This window comes from Xanthobacter autotrophicus ATCC 700552 (genome assembly GCF_043194565.1).
GTDB lineage: Bacteria > Pseudomonadota > Alphaproteobacteria > Rhizobiales > Xanthobacteraceae > Xanthobacter > Xanthobacter autotrophicus_F.
Genome location: NZ_JBAFVS010000008.1, coordinates 1 through 22,544 on the forward strand (window position 1 = coordinate 1; position 22,544 = coordinate 22,544).

21 protein-coding genes and 1 pseudogene are annotated in these 22,544 nt (G+C 68.8%); 16 read left to right on the forward strand and 6 right to left on the reverse strand.

Annotated features, from left to right (window positions below):
* Positions 1-148 precede the first annotated feature (148 nt).
* Entirely contained in the window at positions 149-1,102 is a 954-nt protein-coding gene (gene hemC / locus V5F48_RS10430; protein ID WP_394258644.1) for a hydroxymethylbilane synthase, read from the reverse strand.
* Between the two features lie 106 nt (positions 1,103-1,208).
* On the opposite strand from hemC, the gene tsaD reads away from it, so the two are divergent.
* From tsaD to V5F48_RS10455, 5 genes and pseudogenes are all read left to right on the forward strand, one after another.
* Positions 1,209-2,279, forward strand: a complete 1,071-nt coding sequence (gene tsaD / locus V5F48_RS10435) for a tRNA (adenosine(37)-N6)-threonylcarbamoyltransferase complex transferase subunit TsaD (protein WP_394258645.1) — start codon at positions 1,209-1,211, stop codon at positions 2,277-2,279.
* Between the two features lie 6 nt (positions 2,280-2,285).
* The gene (locus V5F48_RS10440) at positions 2,286-3,281 is read left to right on the forward strand and encodes an NAD(P)H-dependent glycerol-3-phosphate dehydrogenase (protein ID WP_394258646.1); all 996 of its coding nucleotides are present in this window, start codon (positions 2,286-2,288) and stop codon (positions 3,279-3,281) included.
* Positions 3,282-3,461: 180 nt separating this feature from the next.
* Positions 3,462-4,391, forward strand: a complete 930-nt coding sequence (locus tag V5F48_RS10445; RefSeq protein WP_394258647.1) for a histone deacetylase family protein — start codon at positions 3,462-3,464, stop codon at positions 4,389-4,391.
* Between the two features lie 156 nt (positions 4,392-4,547).
* Positions 4,548-4,709: pseudogene (locus tag V5F48_RS10450) on the forward strand (DUF6790 family protein); the annotation flags it as partial.
* Positions 4,710-4,744: 35 nt separating this feature from the next.
* Entirely contained in the window at positions 4,745-6,103 is a 1,359-nt protein-coding gene (locus tag V5F48_RS10455) for an ABC1 kinase family protein (protein WP_394258648.1), read from the forward strand.
* Between the two features lie 57 nt (positions 6,104-6,160).
* Here V5F48_RS10455 and V5F48_RS10460 read toward each other — a convergent pair whose 3' ends face one another.
* Entirely contained in the window at positions 6,161-6,874 is a 714-nt protein-coding gene (locus V5F48_RS10460; protein ID WP_394258649.1) for a sulfate transporter family protein, read from the reverse strand.
* 374 nt (positions 6,875-7,248) lie between these two features.
* Between V5F48_RS10460 and V5F48_RS10465 the strand changes: the two genes are divergently transcribed.
* The 8 genes from V5F48_RS10465 to V5F48_RS10500 all read left to right on the forward strand — a co-directional run bounded on the left by V5F48_RS10465 (position 7,249) and on the right by V5F48_RS10500 (position 16,499).
* Positions 7,249-7,887, forward strand: a complete 639-nt coding sequence (locus V5F48_RS10465) for a TetR/AcrR family transcriptional regulator (protein ID WP_394258650.1) — start codon at positions 7,249-7,251, stop codon at positions 7,885-7,887.
* A 110-nt stretch (positions 7,888-7,997) separates the two neighbouring features.
* Positions 7,998-9,227 (forward strand): efflux RND transporter periplasmic adaptor subunit, encoded by a 1,230-nt coding sequence (locus tag V5F48_RS10470; protein ID WP_394258651.1) that lies wholly within the window; start codon positions 7,998-8,000, stop codon positions 9,225-9,227.
* On the forward strand, positions 9,227-12,376 hold the full coding sequence (locus V5F48_RS10475) for an efflux RND transporter permease subunit (RefSeq protein ID WP_394258652.1): 3,150 nt from the start codon (positions 9,227-9,229) through the stop codon (positions 12,374-12,376). Before V5F48_RS10470 ends, V5F48_RS10475 begins: the two co-directional genes overlap by 1 nt.
* A 109-nt stretch (positions 12,377-12,485) precedes the next feature.
* Positions 12,486-12,953 (forward strand): nuclear transport factor 2 family protein, encoded by a 468-nt coding sequence (locus V5F48_RS10480; RefSeq protein WP_394258653.1) that lies wholly within the window; start codon positions 12,486-12,488, stop codon positions 12,951-12,953.
* Positions 12,954-12,989: 36 nt separating this feature from the next.
* The gene (locus V5F48_RS10485; RefSeq protein ID WP_394258654.1) at positions 12,990-13,577 is read left to right on the forward strand and encodes a TetR/AcrR family transcriptional regulator; all 588 of its coding nucleotides are present in this window, start codon (positions 12,990-12,992) and stop codon (positions 13,575-13,577) included.
* Between the two features lie 279 nt (positions 13,578-13,856).
* A complete protein-coding gene (locus V5F48_RS10490) occupies positions 13,857-14,987 on the forward strand; it encodes a methionine ABC transporter ATP-binding protein (RefSeq protein ID WP_394258655.1) in 1,131 nt (376 codons plus the stop codon).
* Entirely contained in the window at positions 14,980-15,666 is a 687-nt protein-coding gene (locus tag V5F48_RS10495) for a methionine ABC transporter permease (RefSeq protein ID WP_394258656.1), read from the forward strand. The genes V5F48_RS10490 and V5F48_RS10495 overlap by 8 nt, the downstream gene beginning before the upstream one ends.
* Before the next feature lie 44 nt (positions 15,667-15,710).
* Positions 15,711-16,499 carry a MetQ/NlpA family ABC transporter substrate-binding protein gene (locus V5F48_RS10500; RefSeq protein ID WP_394258657.1) on the forward strand — a complete coding sequence of 263 codons (789 nt, stop codon included), beginning with the start codon at positions 15,711-15,713 and terminating at the stop codon, positions 16,497-16,499.
* A gap of 75 nt (positions 16,500-16,574) precedes the next feature.
* Here V5F48_RS10500 and tam read toward each other — a convergent pair whose 3' ends face one another.
* Positions 16,575-17,351: a trans-aconitate 2-methyltransferase gene (gene tam / locus V5F48_RS10505; RefSeq protein ID WP_394258658.1), complete on the reverse strand. Its 777-nt coding sequence runs from the start codon at positions 17,349-17,351 to the stop codon at positions 16,575-16,577.
* Positions 17,352-17,591: 240 nt separating this feature from the next.
* A complete protein-coding gene (locus V5F48_RS10510; RefSeq protein WP_394258659.1) occupies positions 17,592-18,626 on the reverse strand; it encodes a glutamine synthetase beta-grasp domain-containing protein in 1,035 nt (344 codons plus the stop codon).
* Between the two features lie 520 nt (positions 18,627-19,146).
* On the opposite strand from V5F48_RS10510, the gene V5F48_RS10515 reads away from it, so the two are divergent.
* On the forward strand, positions 19,147-19,335 hold the full coding sequence (locus tag V5F48_RS10515; RefSeq protein ID WP_394109105.1) for a DUF2735 domain-containing protein: 189 nt from the start codon (positions 19,147-19,149) through the stop codon (positions 19,333-19,335).
* 258 nt (positions 19,336-19,593) lie between these two features.
* Positions 19,594-19,908 carry a hypothetical protein gene (locus V5F48_RS10520; protein ID WP_394258660.1) on the forward strand — a complete coding sequence of 105 codons (315 nt, stop codon included), beginning with the start codon at positions 19,594-19,596 and terminating at the stop codon, positions 19,906-19,908.
* A gap of 75 nt (positions 19,909-19,983) precedes the next feature.
* Here the strand turns inward: V5F48_RS10520 and V5F48_RS10525 are convergent, their stop codons facing one another.
* Complete coding sequence (locus tag V5F48_RS10525; RefSeq protein ID WP_394258661.1) at positions 19,984-20,751, reverse strand: SDR family NAD(P)-dependent oxidoreductase; 768 nt, start codon at positions 20,749-20,751, stop codon at positions 19,984-19,986.
* A gap of 228 nt (positions 20,752-20,979) precedes the next feature.
* Here V5F48_RS10525 and V5F48_RS10530 point away from each other — a divergent pair, with 228 nt between their 5' ends.
* A complete protein-coding gene (locus tag V5F48_RS10530) occupies positions 20,980-22,035 on the forward strand; it encodes an aldo/keto reductase (protein WP_394258662.1) in 1,056 nt (351 codons plus the stop codon).
* Between the two features lie 117 nt (positions 22,036-22,152).
* On the opposite strand, the gene V5F48_RS10535 is transcribed toward V5F48_RS10530, so the two are convergent.
* Positions 22,153-22,542 (reverse strand): DUF1850 domain-containing protein, encoded by a 390-nt coding sequence (locus V5F48_RS10535; protein ID WP_394258663.1) that lies wholly within the window; start codon positions 22,540-22,542, stop codon positions 22,153-22,155.
* Between the last annotated feature and the right edge of the window lie 2 nt (positions 22,543-22,544).

Below are 22,544 nucleotides of genomic sequence, written 5' to 3' on the forward strand. Positions count from 1 at the left end.
GGTGCTGGGGATAGCCCGGCGGCGAGACGGCGGATGCCGCCTGCCCCCACCCTGCCCTCCCCCGCAAGCGGGAGAGGGTTCTACGCTGGTCCCTGCCCAACCAACCCGTTTCACCTCCGAACACCGAAGGTATCTACGCGCCCTCGTCCTAAAGCCCCAGCGCCCGGGCCGGCGCGCTGGTGCGCAGGCTGGCGCCGCAGGCCGCGCCCAGGCGGGCCGCGTCGGCGATGGGGGCCCGTTCCACGATCTCGGCCGCGTCCGTGCCGTCCGGCGAGAGGACGAGACCGTGCAGGCGCACGTTGTCCCCCTCCACCGTGGCGAGGCCGGCGATGGGGGTGCGGCAGGAGCCGTCCAGCGCCGCGAGGAACGCCCGCTCGGCCGCAAGCGCGATGCCGGTGTCGCGGCAGGCGATGGCGGCGATGGCGGCGTTGGTATCGGGATCGGCGATGCGGCACTCGATGGCCACCGCCCCCTGCCCCACGGCCGGCAGGAAATCATCGGTGGGCAGCACGCAGCTCGCCGCCTGTGCCATGCCGAGGCGGGTGAGGCCGGCCAACGCCAGCAGGGTGGCGTCGAAATCGCCGTCCTTCACCTTGGCGAGGCGGGTGTGGACGTTGCCGCGCAGCAGCTCCACCTTCAGGTCCGGCCGGATGCGGCGCAATTGCGCTTCCCGCCGCAGCGAGGCGGTGCCCACCTTGGCGCCCGCCGGCAGGTCGGCCAGCGCCGCGCCGGTCTTCAGAATGAGAGCATCGCGCACGTCCGCGCGCGGCAGGTAGCCGGCCAGGTGCAGGCCATCGGGCAGCACCGTCGCCACGTCCTTGGCGGAATGCACGGCGAGGTCCACGCGGCCGTCCAGCAACGCCTCCTCGATCTCCTTGGTGAAGAGGCCCTTGCCCCCCGCCTCGGACAGCGCCCGGTCCTGGATCTGGTCGCCGGAGGTCTTGATGACCTCCACGGCGATGGCCTCCTCTTCCACCCCCAGCGCGGCCGCGAGCGCGGCGCGCACCGCATGGGCCTGCCACAAGGCCAGCGGGCTGCCACGGGTGCCGATGCGCAAGCGGGGGTGGACGGAATGGTAAACGGATTTCGTATTCTCGGTCATGGCGGCGTACAATGCGCGACGGAATCAAAATGGGATAGAGCGGCGTTCGGGCGCAGCAGCGCCATATCAGGATACCGCAGAAGAACGGATCTGGGAGGGTGAGGGCGTGGCCGATCTTCTGGTGCTCGGCATCGAGACCACCTGCGACGAGACATCGGCGGCGGTGGTGGCGCGCTCGCCTTCGGGGGCGTCCGACATCCGCTCCAACGTGATCCGCTCGCAGGTGGAGATCCACTCGCCCTATGGCGGCGTGGTGCCGGAGATCGCGGCGCGCGCCCATGTGGAGATCCTCGACCACGTCATCGCCGAGGCCATGCGCCAGGCCAAGGCCGATTATTCCGAGCTGTCCGGTATCGCCGCGGCGGCGGGGCCGGGGCTCATCGGCGGGGTCATCGTCGGCCTCACCACCGCCAAGGCCATCGCGCTGGCGGCGAAGAAGCCGCTGGTGGCGGTGAACCACCTGGAAGCCCACGCGCTGACTGCCCGTCTCACCGATGGCGTCGCCTTCCCCTATCTGCTGCTGCTCGTTTCCGGCGGCCACACCCAGCTGCTGGCGGTGGAGGATGTGGGCCGCTACACCCGCCTCGGCACCACGCTGGACGATGCGGTGGGCGAGGCCTTCGACAAGGTGGCGAAGATGCTGAGCCTGCCCTATCCCGGCGGGCCGCAGGTGGAGGCGCAGGCCAAGCTCGGCTATGCCGGCCGCTTCGCCTTCCCCCGCCCCATGATGGGCCGGCGCGAGCCCGACTTCTCCCTCTCGGGCCTCAAGACCGCCGTGCGGCTGGAGGCGGACCGCATCGCCCCCCTCTCCGACGACGACGTGGCGGATCTGTGCGCCAGCTTCCAGGCGGCGGTGGTGGACCTGATCGCCGACCGGGTGCGCGCCGGCGCCCGCGCCTTCCGCGACCGGCTGGGCCGCGGCCCCACCGCGCTGGTGGTGGCGGGCGGGGTCGCCGCCAACGGCATGATCCGCGAGACCCTGGTCAAGGTGGCCGCCGAGCTGAACACCCGCTTCGCCCTGCCGGCGCCGGAGCTGTGCACCGACAATGGTGCCATGATCGCCTGGGCCGGGGCCGAGCGGCTGTCGCGCGGCCTGCGCGACCGGTTCGATTTCAGCCCCCGCGCCCGCTGGCCGCTGGACCCGGTGGCCGCCGCCTCCGCCAACGCCCGGGCCTGACGCGCAATGGCTGTTGCTTACGGACGCATCGGCGTCATGGGTGCGGGCGCGTGGGGCACCGCGCTCGCCAATGCCGCCGCCCGTGCGGGCCGCCAGATGGGCCATGAGGTGGTGCTGTGGGGCCGCGATGCCGCCGCCATGGCCGAGATGGCGCAGCTGCGCGAGAACCGGCCGGACCTGCCCGGCATCGCCCTTGATCCTGCCGTCACCCCCACCTCCGACCTTGCCGCCGTGGCCTTAACCGACGCCTTGCTGCTGGTGGTGCCGGCCCAGGCCTGCCGCGCGGCGCTGTTGCGGCTGGCCCCGCTGGCCCGCGACGGCCTGCCGGTGATCTCCTGCGCCAAGGGCATCGAGCGCGGCACCCGCGCCTTCATGAGCGAGGTGATCGGCGAGGCCATGCCCGGCGCGCGCCCGGCGGTGCTCTCCGGTCCCAGCTTCGCCACCGATGTGGCCGCCGGCCTGCCCACGGCCGTCACCCTCGCCGCCCACGACGCGCAGTTGGCGGCGGACCTCGCCGCGGCGCTCGGCTCCTCGACGCTGCGGCTCTACCATTCCACCGATGTGCGCGGGGCGGAGATCGGCGGCGCCACCAAGAATGTGCTGGCCATCGCCGCCGGCATCGTCTCCGGCCGCCGGCTCGGGGCGAGCGCTGCGGCGGCGCTGGTGGCGCGGGGCTTCGCCGAGCTGATGCGCTTCGGCCGCGCCTATGGGGCGAAGGCGGAAACCATCACCGGCCTGTCGGGCCTCGGCGACCTCATCCTCACCACCTCCGGCCCGCAATCGCGCAACTTCGCCTTCGGCCAGGCTTTGGGGGCCGGCACGGCCACCGGCGACAAGCTGGCGGAAGGCGCCTTCACCGCCGCCGTGCTGGTGGAGATGGCGCGCGCCAAGAGCGTGGACGTGCCGGTGAGCGCGGCGGTGGACGGGGTGCTGCAGGGCCGCCTGTCCATCGACGGCGCCATCGAGGCGCTGATGGCCCGGCCCCAGCGGGCGGAAGGCTGAGCCGCACGCAGGGGCGATCCGCGCGCAGGGGCGACCCGCGCCTTTGGTCGGAAGCGCTTCTTGATCCGGCGCAACATCCTCCCCGGCGCGCTGGAATATGGTATGTCAAGAACAACACGGCAGACATGCCGGAACCCAAGCCACGGCCAAGATGCACGGCCCAGGGAGACGCCAAGGCACATGCACACGCTACTCGTTACCCATCCTGCCGGCCTCAACCATGTGACCCCGCCCGGACATCCGGAGCGCGCGGACCGGTTGCGGGCCCTCGATCGTATCTTCGAGCAGGAGAAGTTCTCCCACCTCATCCGCGACCTCGCCCCCCTCGGCGCGCGCGAGGACATCATCCGCGTCCATCCGGCCGATTTCGTGGATGCGCTGGGCGAGGCCTCGCCGAAGGACGGGCTGGTGCGCATCGATTCGGACACGGTGCTGTCCCCCGGCAGCTGGGAAGCGGCCCTGCGCGCGGTGGGCGGCGCCTGCTATGCGGTGGACGAGGTGCTGGACGGCAAGGTGCACAACGCCTTCGTCGCCATGCGCCCGCCGGGCCACCATTGCGAGACGCGCAAGCCCATGGGCTTCTGCCTGCTCAACCAGGTGGCCATCGCCGCCCGCCACGCCCAGGCCAAATACGGCCTGAGCCGCGTCGCCATCGTCGATTTCGACGTGCACCACGGTAACGGTACCCAGGACATCTTCTGGGCCGACGACAGCGTGCTCTACTGCTCCACCCACGAAATGCCGCTCTATCCCGGCACCGGCGCCGTGAACGAGACCGGGGACGCGAATACCATCGTCAACGCCCCGCTGCGCTCGGGCGACGACGGGGCGGTGTTCAAGGAGGCCATGGAGACGCGCATCCTGCCGCGCATCTCCGCCTTCTCGCCGGACCTGATCCTGATCTCGGCCGGCTTCGATGCCCATATCCGCGATCCCCTCGCCTCCCTGCGCCTCGTGGACACCGACTTCGGCTGGGTCACCCGCCGGCTGATGGACATCGCCGACGAGAAGTGCGCCGGCCGCGTCGTCTCGGTGCTGGAAGGCGGCTACGACCTGGAAGGCCTCGCCTCCTCGGCCGCCGCCCACGTCTCCGCGCTCATGCACGGCTGAAGCGGGGCCGGGCTTGAACGGCGTGGCCCCCTCTCCCCAGCACGCTCCCGCGCGCGGGAGAACGCGCGAGGACGGCCGGGGTGAGGGCCATTCGCCGGGGCGGAAGCCCCGTGGCCGGACGGCGGAAGCCGCCGGCCCCGTCCCGCTGGCGGAGCCGGCTTGCTCGGCGGGGCGGCGGTCGCCCACCTGGTGGAGATCGTCACGACCGGCACCTTTGCCGCAGGCCATGCCGGGCCGATCCTCACCACAGACGTGCTGACGCCGCTTTTGCCCTTCATCCTGCTCGCCCTCACCCATCGATCCGGCCGGGCCGCCTGAGCGTAGAACCCGGCGGAACCAGCGAGCCGGGGCGCATGTCCGACAAGATCGCCGACGACGAACGCAACCGCTTTTCCGCCCGCGCCGCGCGCTATGCCCGCGTCGGCGCCAATGTGGGGGGCGTGGCGGCGCGCATCGCCGGCACCCGCCTCATGGGCCTCGACCGCGACAGCTCCAATGCCGCGGCCCTCACCGCCGCGCTCGGTGGGCTCAAGGGGCCGCTGATGAAGGTGGCGCAGCTCATGGCCACCATCCCCGATGCGCTGCCCCCCGAATATGCCGCCGAGCTGCAGAAGCTGCAGAGCGATGCCCCGCCCATGGGCTGGGCCTTCGTGCGCCGGCGCATGATGGCCGAGCTGGGACGCGACTGGGAGACGCGATTCGCGTCCTTCACCCACCAGCCCGCCGCCGCCGCCTCCCTCGGCCAGGTGCACAAGGCGCTGACGCTGGACGGGGAGGAAGTCGCCTGCAAGCTCCAGTATCCGGACATGCAGGCGGCGGTGGAGGCGGACCTCTCCCAGCTCGACATCCTGTTCTCCATCCAGCGCCGCATGGATGGCGCCATCGACACCCGCGAGATCGCCACCGAGATCGGCGAGCGGGTGCGCGAGGAGCTGGATTATCGCCGCGAGGCCCGCCACGCCGCCCTCTATGCCCTCATGCTCGCGGACGAACCGCGGGTGCGCGTGCCCCGCGTGCGCGACGACCTGTCCACCGGGCGCCTGCTGACGCTGCAATGGCTGGAGGGCGAGAAGATCCTCACCTTCACCGGCCATCCGCTGGCGGAGCGCAACGCCCTCGCCGAGGCCATGTTCGCCGCCTGGTGGCTGCCCTTCAGCCGCTTCGGCGTGATCCACGGCGACCCGCACCTGGGCAATTACACGGTGTTCTCGGAAGGGGGGCGGCCGGCCGGCATCAACCTGCTGGACTACGGCTGCGTGCGCATCTTCCCGCCGCGCTTCGTGGCCGGGGTGGTGGACCTCTATCGCGGCCTCATGGCCGGCGACGAGGCCCGCGTGGTGCACGCCTACGAGACCTGGGGCTTCAAGGGGCTGAAGCGCGAGCTGATCGACGTGCTCAACATCTGGGCGCGGTTCATCTACGGCCCGCTCATGGACGACCGGGTCCGCTCCATCGCCGACGGCGTGGCGCCGGGACACTACGGGCGCAAGGAGGCGTTCACGGTGCACAAGGCCCTGAAGGAACTGGGGCCGGTGACGGTGCCGCGCGAGTTCGTGTTCATGGACCGCGCCGCCATTGGCCTCGGCGCCGTTTTCCTGCACCTGAAGGCGGAGCTGAATTTCCACCGCCTGTTCGAGGCCGCCATGGGCGACTTCTCGGCCGAAGAGGTGGCCGCGCGCCAGTCCGACGCGCTGAAGGCGGCGGGGCTCTGAAGCGTTTTCGAGCGAAGTGGATACCGGTTCGCGTGAAGAAAACGCGTCACGAAAAATCTACAGCGCTCGCCCCTCGATCACCAGCGCGCCCTCCCGGTCGCGCAGCAGCGGCAGCGGTGCAATGCGGCGGTGGAAATGCACCATGAAGGCGGTGCCGAACACCGGCAGGATGAGGTTGAGGATGGGCACGAACAGGATCGGCGCGATCAGCAGCCCGGCCACGAACACCTGCACCCCATGGGCCTGCCGCAGCCGGCGCGCCTCCTCCGGCGTGCGATAGCGCATGGCCGCCAGCTCGAAATATTCCCGGCTGATGAGATAGGCGTTGGCCACGTAGAAGATGATGATGTTCACCCCCGGCACCAGCAGCAGCAGCAGGGCCGCAAGGTTCACCGCCAGCACCACGCCGAAGAAGCGCAGGGAATAAAATAGCGAGCGCAGCACCGGCTGGGGGCGGCCCGCCGGATCCGTGGGATAGCTCGCCTGTTCCACCCGCTCGGCCACGTCGTCGAGAAATAGGCCCGCCACCAGCGAGGACACCGCCGGCATCAGATAGATGATGCCGAAGACGAGGCCGAAGCCGGCGATGATGGCCAGTGTGGTTTCCACCCAGGGATAGGACGGCACGTGCACGAAATGGGCGAGCGCCGCCTCCAGGCCGATGGCGAGGCCCGCCAGCAGCAGCGCCGCCAGCGCCATGGACTTCAGCAGCAGGCCGCGCAGCAGCGGCGAGAAGGTCTGGCGAAAGGCGTCGAATGCAGCCGCAAGCATGGCACCGTCCCGGTTCGAACCAAGCGAGAGGTAATGCGCCGGCCGCAGCGGCTCAAGGGGACGCAGGACGAAGTCGGGCCCGCGGCCCCAGACAGGGTGACGTTCAGCGGGCTCTCCGCCGCAGCGCGCCCATAGAGCATTTCCCCGTTTCATTGAAACGTGGAAATGCTCTATATTATTGAGTTTACGCATTTTCTTTACGCGAACCGGTATCCCCTTCGCTCGAAAACGCTCTAGGTGGAACCGCGGGGGGCGCCTCGGGTCAGAAGTGCGAACGAACGTTCACTCTTGCTTGATGCACCGCAACATGTTATTGTGAGCGAACATTCGCTCTCGCATGCTCGCGCTTTCGCCGCCGGGCGGAGCCGCCGGCCATGACCTCGACCACCGCGCCAACCAAGCCCGCCCCCGCGACCCGGGCGGACCATCGCACCGGGCAGCGCCAGCGCATTCTCGCCGCGGCCGTGGCCTGCTTCTCCCGCGACGGCTTCCACGGCGCCTCCATGCAGAAGATCTGCGCCGAGGCGGGCATGAGCCCCGGCGCGCTCTATCGCTATTTCCCCTCCAAGGAATCCCTCATCGCCGCCATCGTGGAGGGGGAGCGGGCGGAGCGGCTCGCCTTCTTCGACGCCGCTTCCAAGGCGCCGTCCGTGCTTGCCGCCCTCACCGACTGCATGGCCTTGATGATGGAGGACGGCTGCCTTGCCTCGGCGCGGCTCGGCCCCGAGGTCATGGCTGAGGCCATCCGCAACGCGGACCTGCGCGCCGCGGTGGAGCCCCATGAGGAAGAAAGCCGCGTGCAGCTGCGGGCGGCCCTCGTCAATGCGGTGGAGCAGGGCGAGATCGACCCGACGCTGGACCTCGACACGGTTTTGCTGCTGCTCCAGATCGTCGGCGACGGGGTGCTGCTCCACCACCAGCTGCATCCCGAGTGGAAGCTTGCCGAGCGGCTGCCGGCCTTCGCCCAGCTGATCAAGCGCATGCTGGCGCCCCAGACCCAAGCTCAGGCGTGACCTCCATGCCACAGCCCCCCGCAAGCGGCACCGTACCCGCCTCCCGTCACGTTAATGCCGTGGTCTCGCCCCACGGTCCCGCCCCGATCCGGAAAAAGGCGTCCTTCATCATGTCCGCGACTGTCCGTCCTGCGACCCGTGCCGCGCTGGCGGCGGCCGTTCTCCTCGCCTGCGCCGCGGCGCCGGGCGGCGGGGTTCTGGCGGCGGAGCCGGCCAAGGCCGCCGAAAGCCCGATGCCCAAGGCGCCGCCCGCCCTTTCGGTGACGGTGGTGAAGCCGAAGCCCGACACCATGACCGACACCCTCCTCGTCACCGGCACCCTGAGGCCGCGCGAGGAAATCGAGGTGGGGCCGGAGATCGAGGGCTACCGCCTCATGGAGATCCTGGTGGAGGCCGGCGACAAGGTGGAGAAGGGCCAGGTTCTGGCCCGCCTCTCCCGCGAGGTGCTGGAGACCCAGCTGGCCCAGAACACCGCCTCCGCCGCCAAGGCCCGCGCCGCCATCGCCCAGCAGCGCGCCGCCCTCGACCAGGCCATCGCGCAGGAAACCGAGGCCACCTCCGCGGTGGAACGCACCCGGCAGCTGCGCAAGACCGGCACCTCCTCCCAGGAGCAGCTGGACGAGCGCGAGCGCGCCGCGAAGGTGGCCACCGCCCAGGTGGCGGCCGCCCGCGAGACCCTGATCGCCGCCGAGGCGGAAGCCGTGTTCGTGAAGGCCCAACGCGACGAACTGGACGTGAAGATGAAGCGCACCGACGTGCGCGCCCCCGCCGCCGGCCTCATCCTGTCGCGGGAGGCCCGGCTCGGCGCCATCGCCCTGTCCACCCGCTCCTCGCCCCTGTTCCGCATCGCCGAGGACGGCGCCATGGACCTGCAGGCCGACGTGCCCGAGAGCGCCATGCCGCGCATGCGGGACGGCCTCCTCGCGCAGGTGCAGCCCGCCGGCTTCGATGCGCCGCTGGACGGCAAGGTGCGCCTTGTTTCCGCCGAGGTGGACCGGGCGTCGCGGCTCGGCACGGTGAAGATCGCCCTACCCGCCGATCCGCGCCTGAAATCCGGCGCCTACGGTCGTTCCATCATCACGCTCGGCGAGGTGAAGGGGCTCACCGTGCCCCAGTCCGCCGTCATGTTCGATGCGGACGGGGCCTATGTGCTCACGGTCACCGACGGCATCGTCGGCGTGCGCCGCATCGTGCCCGGCCTCAAGAAGAGCGGGCGCATCCTGGTGGCAAGCGGGCTTTCCGGCGACGACGCCGTGGTGGCGCGGGCCGGCAGCTTCCTGCGCGACGGCGACCGGGTGACGCCGGTCACCCAGCCGCTCTCCTTGGGCGAGGCACGCTGATGGCCCTCAACGTCTCTGCCTGGGCGATCCGCAAGCCGATCCCCTCCCTCGTCTTCTTCTTCATCCTGGTGGTGCTGGGCATCGTGCACTTCCGCGGCCTGCCGGTGACGCAGATGCCGAACATCGACGTGCCCATCGTCATGGTTACGGTCACCCAGTCCGGCGCCGCGCCGAGCGAGTTGGAAACCCAGGTGACCAAGAAGGTGGAGAACGCCATCGCCGGCGTCTCCGGGGTCAAGCACATCACCTCCTCCATCTCGGAGGGCGCCAGCATCACCACGGTGGAGTTCCACCTGGAAACGCTGGTGGACCGCGCGGTGAACGACACCCGCGACGCCGTCACCAAGATCCGCCAGGACCTGCCGCGCTCCATCGACGAGCCGCAGGTGCAGCGGGTGGACATCGAGGGACTGCCCATCGTCACCTATGCGGTGTCCTCCCCCAACATGACCACCGAGGAACTCTCCTGGTTCGTGGACGACACCATCGCCCGCGCGCTGCAGGGCGTGCGCGGCGTGGCGCAGGTGAAGCGGCAGGGCGGCGTCGACCGGGAGATCCGCATCGCCCTCGACCCCGACCGGCTGATGGCGCTGGGCATCACCGCCGCCGAGGTGAGCCGGCAACTGCGCGCCACCAATCTCGACGTGTCCGGCGGGCGCGGCGAGGTGGGCACGCAGGAGCAGTCCATCCGCACGCTGGCCGGCGCCACCACCATGGAAGGCCTCGCCGAAACCCGCATCGTGCTCTCCAACGGGCGCTTCGTGCGCCTCGGCGACCTCGGCCAGGTGGTCGACGGCGCCGCCGAGCAGCGCGTCTTCGCCCGCCTCGACGGCAAGAGCGTGGTGGCCTTCGGCGTCTACCGCGCCAAGGGCTTCTCCGACGTCACCGTCTACGACCGGGTGAACGAGGACCTCGAAAAGCTCAAGGCCGCCCATCCCGGCATCACCGTCACCGAGATCGACACCACGGTCCGCTTCACCAAGTCGGACTACCGCTCCGCCATGCACACGCTGATCGAGGGCGCCATCCTCGCGGTGATCGTGGTGTTCCTGTTCCTGCGCGACGTGCGGGCAACCCTGATCACGGCGCTGGCCATCCCGCTCTCCATCCTGCCCACCTTCTGGGTCATGGACATGCTGGGCTTCTCGCTGAACGCGGTGAGCCTGCTTGCCATCACGCTGGTCACCGGCATCCTGGTGGACGACGCCATCGTAGAGATCGAGAACATCGTGCGCCACATGCGCATGGGGAAATCGCCCTATCGCGCGGCCATCGAGGCGGCGGACGAGATCGGCCTCGCGGTGGTGGCGACCACGCTCACCATCGCCGCCGTGTTCGCGCCGGTGTCGTTCATGGGCGGCATCGCCGGGCAGTATTTCAAGCAGTTCGGCCTGACAGTGGCCATCGCTGTGCTGTTCTCGCTGGCGGTGGCGCGGCTCATCACCCCGCTGGTGGCGGCCTATTTCCTGCGCGATACCGGCCACCGGGAGGCCGGCGACGGGCCGGTGATGCGCGGCTATGTGCGCCTGTTGTCGTGGTCGGTGCGGCACCGCTTCGCCACCATCGGAATGGGCATCGCCATCTTCATCGGCAGCATCTTCCTGTCCACGCTGCTGCCGTCCGGCTTCCTGCCCACCAACGACATTTCCCGCGCCCTGCTCTCGGTGGAGCTGCCGCCGGGCACCACGCTGGCCGAGACCCAGAAGGTGTCCGACGACATTACCCGAACCTTGCTCAAGCTCCCGGAGGTGCAAAGCGTCTACGCCACCGCCGGCTCCGGCGGCTCCGGCGGCCTCTCGCTCACCGCCGGCGAGGTGCGCAAGGCGCAGATCGTCATCAATTTGAAGCCGCGCGCCGAGCGGGACATGGACCAGAAGTCGTTCGAGACCGCATTCTCGCGAACGCTGGCCGCCATTCCCGACGCGCGCTTCTCCTGGAGCCAGAACGGGCAGAACACCCAGCGCGGCTTCCAGGTGGTACTCTCCGGCAATGACGGGGCGGCGGTGGAGGACGCGGGCGTCGCGCTCGAAAAGGACATCCGCGCCCACGTGCCGGAACTGGCCAACGTGGTCTCCTCGGCGGCGCTGGACCGGCCGGAGATCCGCATCGTGCCCAAACTCGACGAGGCGGCGGAGCTGGGCGTCTCGGTGGACACCATCGCCGAGACCGTGCGCATCGCCACCATCGGCGACATCTCCGCCAACCTCGCCAAGTTCTCGGCCAAGGACCGGCAGATCGACATCCGCGTGCAGCTGGATGAAAAGGCCCGCACCAGCCTTGCCACCTTCGACGCATTGAAGGTGCCCACCGCCGCCGGCGGCGCGGTGCCGCTCTCCGCCGTGGCGGACGTGCGCTTCGGCAAGGGCCCCACCGCGCTCGACCGCTACGACCGCGCCCGGCGCATCGCGGTGGAGGCCGACCTGGTGGGCGAGACCCCGCTGGGCGACGCCCTCGCCCGGGTGAAGGCCCTGCCCACGGCGCAAAGCCTGCCCGCCGGCGTGACCCTGAGGGAAGCGGGCGACGCCGAGATCATGGAGGAGGTGAACACCGGCTTCGCCATGGCCATGGCCGCCGGCCTCATGCTGGTGCTGGCGGTGCTGGTGCTGCTGTTCCACGATCTGCTCCAGCCCATCACCATCCTGGTGTCGCTGCCGCTGAGCGTGGGCGGCGCCTTCATCGCCCTGCTCATCACCGGCAATTCGGTGTCCATGCCGGTGATCATCGGCTTCCTGATGCTCATGGGGATCGTGACCAAGAACGCCATCCTGCTGGTGGACTTCGCCATCGAGGCCATGCACCAGGGCATCGACCGCACCACCGCCCTCATCGAGGCGGGCCGCAAGCGGGCGCAGCCCATCGTCATGACCACCATCGCCATGGTGGCGGGGATGATACCCTCGGCCATGGCGCTGGGCGAAGGCGGCGCCTTCCGTGCCCCCATGGCCATCGCGGTGATCGGCGGCCTCATCACCTCGACGGTGCTGTCGCTGGTGTTCGTGCCCGCAGTGTTCTCGGTGATGGACGATCTGAGCCACATCCTCGGGCGCATCTTCGGCCGCTTCATCGGCGGCAAGGACGAGCCGGGCGACCCCCACGCGGGAACCGCCCCGCCTCACGCACGGCCCGGCCTGCCCCACGCCGCGGAGTGACCCGAGACACATGAAGTCAAGCGGGGCGGGAGAGATCCCGCCCCGCTTGACTCGTGTCTGTTTATGTACCATTCAGTACATTATTGACTGATTGGTACAGGAGACGACCATGAGCCAGCGCCCACCCCTGCCGCCCTTCACCGTGGAGAGCGCCGCCCAGAAGGCCCGCCTTGCGGAAGACGCCTGGAACAGCCGCGATCCCGAGCGGGTCTCCCTCGCCTACACCCCCGACAGTCGCTGGCGGAACCGCTCCGACTTCCTCGTCGGCCGTCCCGCCATCGTCGCCTTCCTGACCGCCAAGTGGCAGAAGGAGCAGGACTATCGGCTCATCAAGGAGCTCTGGGGCCTGAACGACAACCGCATCGCCGTGCGCTTCCAGTACGAGTGGCACGATGCCGATGGCGCCTGGTTCCGCTCCTACGGCAACGAGCAGTGGGAGTTCGACGAGAACGGGCTGATGCGCCGGCGCGAGGCCTCCATCAACGATGTCGCCATCCGCGAGAGCGAGCGCCGCTTCCTGTGGCCGCTGGGTCCGCGCCCGGCCGACCATCCCGGCCTCACGGAGCTGGGCATGTGAGTTTCAGGGTATGAGTTGCAGGGACAGGAGGCCGCCATGGCACGGACGGTGAGCGAGCGCGCGGACATCCTGCCCCTGTTGGGCGAGGTGTTCCGCGAGCATGGCTTCGAGGGGGCGAGCCTCGCCCACATCACCGCCCGCACCGGGCTGGGCAAGGGCAGCCTCTATCACTTCTTCCCCGGCGGGAAGGAGGAGATGGCGGCCGCCGTGCTCGCCGAGATCGACCTCTGGTTCGAGACCAACGTGTTCGCGCCGCTGCGAACCGGGGAGGACGGCGCTGCCGCCATCCGCGACATGCTGGCCCGCACCGACGCCTATTTCCGCTCCGGCCGGCGGGTGTGCCTCGTGGGCGTGTTCGCCCTGGGCGAGGTGCGCGACCGCTTCTCCGAAGCTGTGCTCGGCTATTTCGCCCGCTGGCGGGAGGCGCTGGCCGGCGCCCTGATGCGGATCGGCCACCCGGCCGCAGTGGCGGGCGAAGAGGCCGAGGATGCGGTGCTCGCCATCCAGGGCGCGCTGGTGCTGGCCCGTGCGCTGGACGACGCCGCCGTCTTCACCCGTGCCCTGGCCCGGCTGGAACGGCGCCTGTTGCATCGGGACCTTGGCGGAACGCGCAATCAAAACTAAGTTGATTGGGTTAATTCGTGACTTGACGCGTTCGGTAAAGAGAACGATATAAAAAGGGAACATTGCCCCAGCACGGACGGGCGTCGCCATGATGATGTGTTGCTGAAACCAGCCGGAACCCGCCGGAATGCTGAGCTTATTGAAGCTTGTGCGACCCCGCGGTTGCCTCGTCGTCCCCGTAGCGTGACGCTCGCCTTCATTCGCGCGCCCCTTCCACCGGCTTGCATGGCAGGATAAAGGGACCGGTCTAGCGAACAGGCGGCAAGCCCGGAGCCTCCCGTGAACGCCCCACTCATCCTATCGGCGGATCAAGTGCAGACCCCCTCGCCCTCCCCCGCCTCGCCCTCCCCCACTTGGGCGGCCGCGCGCCCCATCATCCGCTTCGAGAGAGCGGCGAAGATCTATGCCGCGCGGGGCGCCAGTGCGCAGGTCGCCGCCCTCTCCGACATCACGCTGGACGTGCCGGAAGGCGCCATCCTCGGCGTCATCGGCCGGTCGGGCGCGGGCAAGTCCACCCTCATCCGCCTCGTCAACGGGCTGGAGCGGCCCACCTCCGGCCGCGTCACGGTGGACGGGGTGGACATCGGCGCCCTGGACGAGAAGGCGCTGCGCGCCGAGCGCCGCTCCATCGGCATGATCTTCCAGCATTTCAACCTGTTGGCGCGGCGCACCGCCTTCGACAACGTGGCCCTGCCGCTGGAGATTGCCGGCGTGCCCGGCCGCGAGATCAAGGCCCGCGTGGAGCCCTTACTGGAGCTGGTGGGCCTTTCCGACAAGCGCAACCGCTATCCGGCCGAGCTGTCCGGCGGGCAGAAGCAGCGCGTGGGCATCGCCCGGGCGCTGGCCACCCGCCCCCGCGTGCTGCTCTCCGACGAGGCCACCTCGGCCCTCGACCCCGAGACCACCAACCAGATCCTCGCTTTGCTGCGCAAGGTGAATGCCGAGCTCAACCTCACCGTGCTGCTGATCACCCACGAGATGGCGGTGATCAAGGCGGTGGCCGACCGGGTGGCGGTGATCGACGGCGGGCGCATCGTGGAGGAAGGCGCCACCTACTCCGTCTTCGCCGCGCCCCGGCACGCCACCACCCGCTCCTTCCTCTCCGCCCTCACCGGCCAGAGCCTGCCGCCGGAGCTGGCCAACCGCCTGAAAGCCGAGCCGGGACAAGGCCGCGACGCGGTGCTGCGCATCGTCTTCACCGGCACCCATGCCTCAGATCCCGTGCTGTCGCGGGTGTCGCGGCTGCTGTCGGTGGATGTGAACATCATCCAGGCGCAGGTGGACGAGATTGCCGGCGCCCCCTTCGGCGTCATCATCGTCTCGGTGCCCGGCGACGCCGCCACCGTCTCGGCGGTGGTCAATACGGTGGAACGGCTTCATCTGTCGGCGGAGGTGCTCGGCTATGTTTGATCTCAGCTTCGGCCTGCTGCCGCCCGCCATCATCGACCTGATCTTCGATGCCACCCAGCAAACCCTTTACATGGTTGCGGTTTCCGGCCTGCTGGGGACCCTCGCGGGGCTGCCGCTGGGGGTCTTCCTCGCCACCAGCCGCAAGGGCGAGCTGTTTGCCGCCCCCCTCGCCAACCACGTGCTGGGACTGGTGGTGAATGCGGCGCGCTCCACCCCCTTCATCATCCTGGTGGTGGCCATCATCCCCTTCACCCGGCTGGTGGCGGGCACCTCCATCGGCACCAATGCGGCCATCGTGCCGCTGACGGTGGCCGCCGCGCCCTTCATCGCCCGCCTCATCGAGGCGGCGATCCGCGAGGTGGATCAAGGGCTTGTGGAAGCCGCCCGGGCCATGGGCGCCAGCCCCCTCCAGATCGTCGCCAAGGTGCTGCTGCCGGAGGCGCTGCCGGCCATCACGCTCGCCCTGACGCTGGCGGCGGTATCGCTGCTCGGCTACTCGGCCATGGTGGGCGCGGTGGGCGGCGGCGGGCTGGGCGACCTCGGCATCCGCTTCGGCTACCAGCGCTTCATGCCGGAGGTGATGGCGGCGGTGGTCATCGTGCTCATCCTGCTGGTGCAGGGGGTGCAGACCCTGGGCGACCTCATCGCCCGCCGCCTCGACAAGCGCAGCCGCTCCTGAACTTCTCCACCACCTCCACGTTCGACTTCTCAACGGAGACTTCCATGAAAGCCCTCGCGACAGCCGGCGCGCTCGCCCTCGCGCTTGCCGCCGGCCTTTTCACCGCGGCGTCCGCCGAGACCATCAAGGTCGGCGTCACCCCCGGCCCCCACGCCCAGATCCTGGAGAAGGTGAAGGCCGAGGCGGCGAAAAAAGGCCTTGATATCAAGGTGATCGAGTTTTCCGACTATGTGGTGCCCAACGCCGCGCTGGCCGGCGGCGACCTGGAGGCGAACGCGTTCCAGCACCAGCCCTACCTCGACAACCAGATCAAGGACCGCGGCTACAAGATCGTGCCCGTGGGCCTGACGGTGAATTTTCCCATCGGCGTCTATTCGACGAAGTACAAGAGCTTCGACCAGATTCCCGCCGGCGCATCGATCGGTATTCCGAACGATCCCACCAACGGCGGGCGCGTCCTGCTGCTTTTGGCCGACAAGGGCATCATCAAGCTGACGGACGGCATCGGGGTGAAGGCCTCGGTGGTGGACGTGATCGACAACCCCAAGAAGCTCAAGTTCGTGGAGATCGACGCAGCCCAGCTGCCGCGCTCGCTTCCGGACCTCGCGGCGGCCGGCATCAACACCAATTATGCCAAGGAAGCCGGCCTAGACCCGGTGAAGGACCCCATCCTGCGCGAGGAGCCCAAGGGGCCTTACGTGAACATCATCGCGGTGCGGGCCGAGGACAAGGACAAGCCCTGGGTGAAGACCCTGGTGGAGACCTACCAGTCCCCCGAGACCCGCGCCTTCATCCTCGAGACCTTCAAGGGCTCGGTGCTGCCCAGCTGGTGATCCGGCGGCGACTTCTTACCGCGGAGCCGCTCACCTTTATTCTGAAGGCCGATGCGTTCAGCGCACCGGCCTTTTTCATGACTTCACCACAACCATGAACAGGCGCGGGAAGGCCAGCAACACCTTGCCATCCACCCGCGGCCGATAGCAATCGGCGAGGCGCGCCGCGTAGTCCTCCACGAACTGCGCGCGTTCGTCGCCCTCCAGCGGATCGAGGAAGGGGCGCAGGCCGGTGCCTTTCAGCCACTCGACGATGGCCGAAACCCCGTCCAGGGGGTGGTTGTAGATGGTGTGCCAGATGTCCACGCGCGCGGCGTGGGGCGCCAGCATATTGTAATAGCCGCCGGGCTCCGGCAGCACCGCGCGGGCGCGGGTGGCGTCGGAAAGCTTGTCCGCCCACGGCCCGGACATGGCGGTTTCCCGCATGGCCACATGGGACGGCTCGTCCAGATTGTCCGGCATCTGCACCGCCAGCACGCCGCCGGGCGCCAAAAGCGACACCAGCCGCGGCAACAGCACCGCATGGTCGGGCACCCATTGCAGCACCGCATTGGCGAAGATGAGGTTCGCCGGCTTGTCGAGCGTGAAGGTGGAGGCGTCGCCGGTCTCGAAGCGGGCCGACGGCAGTCGGGCGCGGGCGGCATCCAGCATGTCCGGCGAGGTATCGAGCCCCAGCACCTCGGCGCCGGGGAAGCGCTCCGCCAGAAGCTGGGTGGAATTGCCGGGGCCGCAGCCGAGATCCACCACGAAGGCGGCATCCGCAAGGGGGACTTGCGCCAGCAGATCGCGGGACGGGCGGGTGCGCTCGTCCTCGAACTTCAGATACTGGCGGGCATTCCAATCGGCAGGCATGGATCACAATCCCTCGATCCGGTTTCGCCGGTGAGGCCGCTGGAGCCCGAACGGCGAATCTATCCGTGATCTTAGCAAAGTGAGCGGCCCGGTCAGGCGGGAAAAACGGCGCCCATGTCAATGGCTGGGGAAGCCGATGGCAATCCGGTGGCGGGCGACCTGCGAAGGCGCCGGCGCGATATCATCTGAACGCGCCCTGAAGGGTGCCACGGCGCGCAGGACGCGCCGTGGCTTTCAAGATCAGGCGGCAACCGAGACGTCGGTGGGAACCGACGCGATGGTCTTCAGGATCTGCGAGGCGATCTGGTAGGGGTCGCCCATGGAATTGGGGCGGCGATCCTCAAGATAGCCCTTGTAGTCGTTCTTGACGAAGGAGTGGGGCACCCGGATGGACGCGCCGCGGTCGGCCACGCCATACGAGAACTTGTTCCACGGCGCGGTCTCATGCTTGCCGGTGAGGCGCATGTGGTTGTCCGGGCCGTACACCGCGATGTGCTCCTCGATGTTGGCATCGAAGGCCGCCATCAGCGCCTCGAAATAGGCCTTGCCGCCCACTTCGCGCAGATAGGTGGTGGAGAAATTGGCATGCATGCCCGAGCCGTTCCAGTCGGTGTCGCCGAGCGGCTTGCAGTGGAACTCGATGTCCACGCCGTACTTCTCGGTGAGACGGAGCAGCAGGTAGCGCGCCATCCAGACTTCGTCGGCCGCCTTCTTGGAGCCCTTGCCGAAGATCTGGAATTCCCACTGGCCCTTCGCGACTTCCGCGTTGATGCCTTCGTGGTTGATGCCGGCCGCGAGGCAGAGGTCGAGGTGCTCCTCGACGATCTGGCGGGCGATGTTGCCGACATTCTTGTAGCCGACGCCGGTGTAGTACGGACCCTGCGGAGCCGGGAAGCCGTTCTCCGGGAAGCCGAGCGGGCGGCCGTCCTTGTAGAAGAAGTATTCCTGCTCGAAGCCGAACCAGGCGCCGGCATCGTCCAGGATGGTGGCGCGCTTGTTGGTCGGGTGCGGCGTGACGCCATCGGGCATCATGACTTCGCACATGACCAGGGCGCCGTCGGTGCGGGCCGGATCGGGATAAACCGCCACGGGCTTGAGCACGCAGTCCGAGCTGCGGCCTTCGGCCTGCTGGGTGGAGCTGCCATCGAAGCCCCACAGCGGCAGTTCCTCGAGGGTCGGGAACACGTCGTATTCCTTGACCTGCGTCTTGCCACGCAGATTCGGGGTCGGGGTGTAGCCGTCCAGCCAGATATACTCGAGTTTAAACTTTGGCATTGCAGTCTCTCATAAGCCGATGACGTGAGATCTTGGAACTCGTGACTGAGCGTCCGGCCGCGAAGGATCCACTGACCGTTTGAGCCGCCGTTTCTCTAGCAAGCCGCGTGCCAGTGTTCATGCAACCGCCACACAAGGGCGCGCAGCGCCCTGTTCAGGCGCTGCATGCTTAGTTCTGCATCGGGATTGGGCCTTACGCTTGGGCGGCTCGCCCACGATTCGGGCAAAGCTGGAATATCCCGCAGCCCAAGCGCCACCGCCGCTGATCGTGGGGAACAAATGCGCGCCACAGGCGATGGATACGGAGCACCCTCGCTGCACTGCGATAGACGCACGGATGCCATGCACCATGCGCGCAAACAAATCGTATATCTGTCTTTAAATTATCTACGCCTATAATTTAGGCATCATACTAATTTTTTAGGCAATTTATGTATATGAAGATCCAAAACTCTGCTAAGATTGAATCAATGGATGGTGCCCAGGAGGCTCATCGACCGGAGCTTGAATGATGACTGTGATGCAGAAGCGCGAGACGGCGAAAATCTACCCCTTCCCGACGAAGAATGGCGCGAATGGCGGCATGCCTTCCAAAGAGGCGAAATGGGCGGCCGAGATCGCGGCCATGGGTGCCACCCACGCGGTCATCGGTTCCAGCTGGTATCACGACGAAGCCGTGAAGGCCGACACCCGGCCGGAGCGCCGCTGAGCCGTCCGCCACTCGGGCATCGGTTGCCGGGACAGGTCCCGGCGCCGCTCTCCCTGGGCTTGCCCGACGAATGTTAGGGTCCCGCCTCACTGGCTGGACAGGCGCAGAGCGGGTTCAGGGTTCGGCCGCGCCAGCGGCCGTTTCTGTCTTCGCCTCCCCCCTGCTCCCCTTCAGGGGCTCCGAAGCGCCGCCCCGCCGCGCATGGATCGGCTTTTGCTTCTCCTGCCTCGGGACACCTTTTCGGGTAGGGAATGCGACATGGCTCTCGACATCAACGGCGACTGGACCGACGCCGACCTCGCCAAGCTCATCGGCTCGGTGGTGGATGACCGCGACTGGCGGCTGGAAGTGACGAAGGAGGGTGTCGCCACCCTCGCCGACAAGACCGCCAACCCCACCGGCGCGGACTATGACGAGAACCTGCACTGCTTCTTCGAGACCTGGATGTCCGGCACGGACTTCGTCGGCCCCTCGGCGGCAGGCGACAAGACCCTGGTGGGCAAGATCGCCACGGCGCTGCGCGCCAATTATCCGGCGCTGCAGGGCGAGAAGTTCATCTACGTGAGCCTCTGAGCCGGCCTTTCGGCTGGCGCGAGCGTTGGCCCGGCCCTGCGCCGGGCCGCCTCACTGGCCAACTCACTGGCCGACTCACTGGCAAAGAAAGCCGCCATCCACCGGCAGGATGTGGCCGGTGATCATGGACGCCATGGGGCTTGCCAGGAACAGCACCGCATCGGCCACCTCCTCCGGCTCGGCGATGCGGCCCATGGGCATCAGCGCCTCGATCCGGGCGAGTTGCCCGGCATCGTTCATCAGCGGCGCGATGAAGGGGGTGCGCACCCAGGTGGGGGCCACGGCATTCACCCTTATGCCCGCCGGGGCCAGCTCCACCGCCAGCGCGCGGGTGAGGTTCACGATGGCGCCCTTGCTGGCCTGATAGGCCGGGTTGGGATAGGGCCCGCCCCCCGACAGCCCCATGATGGAAGCGATGTTGACGATGGCGCCCGTGCCCTGCGCCCGCATGGCCGGCACCACGGCGCGGGTGGTGAGGAAGGCGCCGGTGACATTCACCGCAAACACCTTCTCCCAGTCCGCCAGCGCCAGTTCGGCAATGCCCTTGCGGATGGAGAGGCCGGCATTGTTGACGAGAATGTCCACGCGGCCATAAGCGGAAAGGACACCATCCACGCCCTCCGTCACCGCCGCCTCGTCGGTCACGTCGAAGGCCTGGCTGGAGGCGCGCGCGCCCTGCGCCCTCAGCGCCTGCGCCGCCACCTCGGCCGCCGCGCCGTCGCGATCGGACAGCACCACCTGGGCGCCCTGCCGGGCGAGAATTTGCGCCGCCGCAAGGCCGATGCCGCTGGCCGCCCCCGTCACCAGGGCCACTTTCCCGGACAGATCGAGATCCGCCGCCATTCCCGCTTTCCTCCCCGCGATTCGCAGCGCCGATCATCCCACATGCTGAACGATCGCGCGCCCGCGCGGTCCGGCGTTGCAGGGGCGCCGGCCGGTGCCAACTTTCGGAAAGCCGGCTGCGCCCCGTGAGCGGACGCCGGCCGCTCCACCCCTCCCGTTGACGAACGCCCGCCTCAGGGTCTTACCTCCCCTCCCCTTCCTTTGCCCGTCTCCGGAGCATTGCCCTTCATGCTCGACTATCGCCCCCTCGGGCGCACCGGCCTGTCGGTGTCGTCCATTTCGCTCGGCACCATGACCTTCGGCCAGCAGAACACCGAAGCCGAGGGCCATGCCCAGCTCGACCGCGCCCGCGACGTGGGCATCAACCTGATCGACACCGCGGAGATGTATTCCATCCCGCCCCGGCCGGAGACCCAGGGCTCCACGGAACGCATCATCGGCACCTGGCTGAAATCCCGCGGCGGGCGCGATAAGGTGGTCCTCGCCACCAAGGTGTCCGGCCGCACCGACAACAATTGGCTGCGCGAGAACGGCGCCAAGACCCGGCTCGACGCCAAGAACATCGCCTATGCCATCGAGGGTTCGCTGAAGCGGCTGCAGACCGATTATGTGGACCTCTACCAGTTGCACTGGCCGGACCGCGCCGTGCCCCTGTTCGGCCAGCCGGCCAGCGCCGTCACCAGCAGCACGGGAGACGGTCCCGAAGTGCCCATCGAGGAGACGCTGGGGGCGCTTGCCGATCTGGTGACGGCGGGCAAGGTGCGCCATATCGGCCTGTCCAATGAGACGCCGTGGGGCGTCCACCGTTTCCTCAAGGCGGCGGAGACCGGCGGCGGGCCGCGCGTCGCCTCGGTGCAGAACGCGTACAATCTCATCAACCGCGTCTATGAGGCGGGGCTCGCCGAATTCGCCGCGCGGGAGGATGTGGGGCTGCTCGCCTATTCGCCCCTGGCGCAGGGCTATCTCACCGGCAAGTATCTGGATGGCGCGCGCCCGGCCGGCGCCCGCTCCACCCTGTTCAACCGCGGCCAGCGCTACCAGAAGCCCGGCGTAGACGCGGCCATCAAGGCCTATATGGCGCTGGCGGCGGATCTCGGTCTCACGGTGGTGCAGCTGGCGCAGGCGTGGGTGACGAGCCGCTCGTTCGTGACCTCCAACATCATCGGCGCCACCTCCATGGCGCAGCTGGAGGAGACCCTTGCCACCCTCGACGTGGTCATCACCCCGGAGATCGAGGCCAGGGTGAACGCGCTGTTCCAGCTCCACGGCAGCCCGGCACCCTGAGGGGCCTCGCCGGAGCCGGCAGCCCCTGCGCCGGCTCCAAACCCACGCCGGCTCCAAGCCCGTGCGGCGCTTGAGCATCGCCTTCCCGGCGCCGGTCAAAGGCCGGGGCCGCTGGTCTCAGTCACACACGGTCAGGCGGACCGGATCGGCGGCGGCGGGCGAAAGGTCGGCGGACAGCGCGCCCAGCAGCGTGCCCATGGGCCGGCAGGTTCCGTCCATGCACACCCGCCAGTCGGCGGTGGCGCCGGAGCGGCGCAGCAGCACCTCGCTCTGGGGCGGCAGAAGGGGATGGGCCACGTAGAAGCGGCCCTCCCGCGTCGCGTCCTCGGGCGGCTCCATGCCGGCGCCGGAGCCCTCTACCCGCACCGCGTCCAGCACCAGCCCCCGGGGCGTGGCGCGCCAATCCTCCTGCCACTCGGTCTTTTCGACCGAATGGGTCCAGGCGAGGGTGAAAGCCACGGCGAGCCGCGCCACGTGCGCCCCCGTGATCAGGCAGGCGACCGGCACCC

Coding starts and splice junctions, on each gene's coding strand:
- tam (WP_394258658.1), bottom strand. CDS start 17,351: ATGCCTGCCGATTGGAATGCCCGCCAGTATCTGAAGTTCGAGGACGAG.
- V5F48_RS10480 (WP_394258653.1), top strand. CDS start 12,486: ATGAGCCAGCGCCCACCCCTGCCGCCCTTCACCGTGGAGAGCGCCGCC.
- V5F48_RS10500 (WP_394258657.1), top strand. CDS start 15,711: ATGAAAGCCCTCGCGACAGCCGGCGCGCTCGCCCTCGCGCTTGCCGCC.
- V5F48_RS10515 (WP_394109105.1), top strand. CDS start 19,147: ATGCAGAAGCGCGAGACGGCGAAAATCTACCCCTTCCCGACGAAGAAT.
- V5F48_RS10465 (WP_394258650.1), top strand. CDS start 7,249: ATGACCTCGACCACCGCGCCAACCAAGCCCGCCCCCGCGACCCGGGCG.
- V5F48_RS10470 (WP_394258651.1), top strand. CDS start 7,998: ATGTCCGCGACTGTCCGTCCTGCGACCCGTGCCGCGCTGGCGGCGGCC.
- V5F48_RS10520 (WP_394258660.1), top strand. CDS start 19,594: ATGGCTCTCGACATCAACGGCGACTGGACCGACGCCGACCTCGCCAAG.
- V5F48_RS10445 (WP_394258647.1), top strand. CDS start 3,462: ATGCACACGCTACTCGTTACCCATCCTGCCGGCCTCAACCATGTGACC.
- V5F48_RS10460 (WP_394258649.1), bottom strand. CDS start 6,874: ATGCTTGCGGCTGCATTCGACGCCTTTCGCCAGACCTTCTCGCCGCTG.
- V5F48_RS10485 (WP_394258654.1), top strand. CDS start 12,990: ATGGCACGGACGGTGAGCGAGCGCGCGGACATCCTGCCCCTGTTGGGC.
- hemC (WP_394258644.1), bottom strand. CDS start 1,102: ATGACCGAGAATACGAAATCCGTTTACCATTCCGTCCACCCCCGCTTG.
- V5F48_RS10455 (WP_394258648.1), top strand. CDS start 4,745: ATGTCCGACAAGATCGCCGACGACGAACGCAACCGCTTTTCCGCCCGC.
- V5F48_RS10475 (WP_394258652.1), top strand. CDS start 9,227: ATGGCCCTCAACGTCTCTGCCTGGGCGATCCGCAAGCCGATCCCCTCC.
- V5F48_RS10530 (WP_394258662.1), top strand. CDS start 20,980: ATGCTCGACTATCGCCCCCTCGGGCGCACCGGCCTGTCGGTGTCGTCC.
- V5F48_RS10525 (WP_394258661.1), bottom strand. CDS start 20,751: ATGGCGGCGGATCTCGATCTGTCCGGGAAAGTGGCCCTGGTGACGGGG.
- V5F48_RS10440 (WP_394258646.1), top strand. CDS start 2,286: ATGGCTGTTGCTTACGGACGCATCGGCGTCATGGGTGCGGGCGCGTGG.
- V5F48_RS10510 (WP_394258659.1), bottom strand. CDS start 18,626: ATGCCAAAGTTTAAACTCGAGTATATCTGGCTGGACGGCTACACCCCG.
- V5F48_RS10495 (WP_394258656.1), top strand. CDS start 14,980: ATGTTTGATCTCAGCTTCGGCCTGCTGCCGCCCGCCATCATCGACCTG.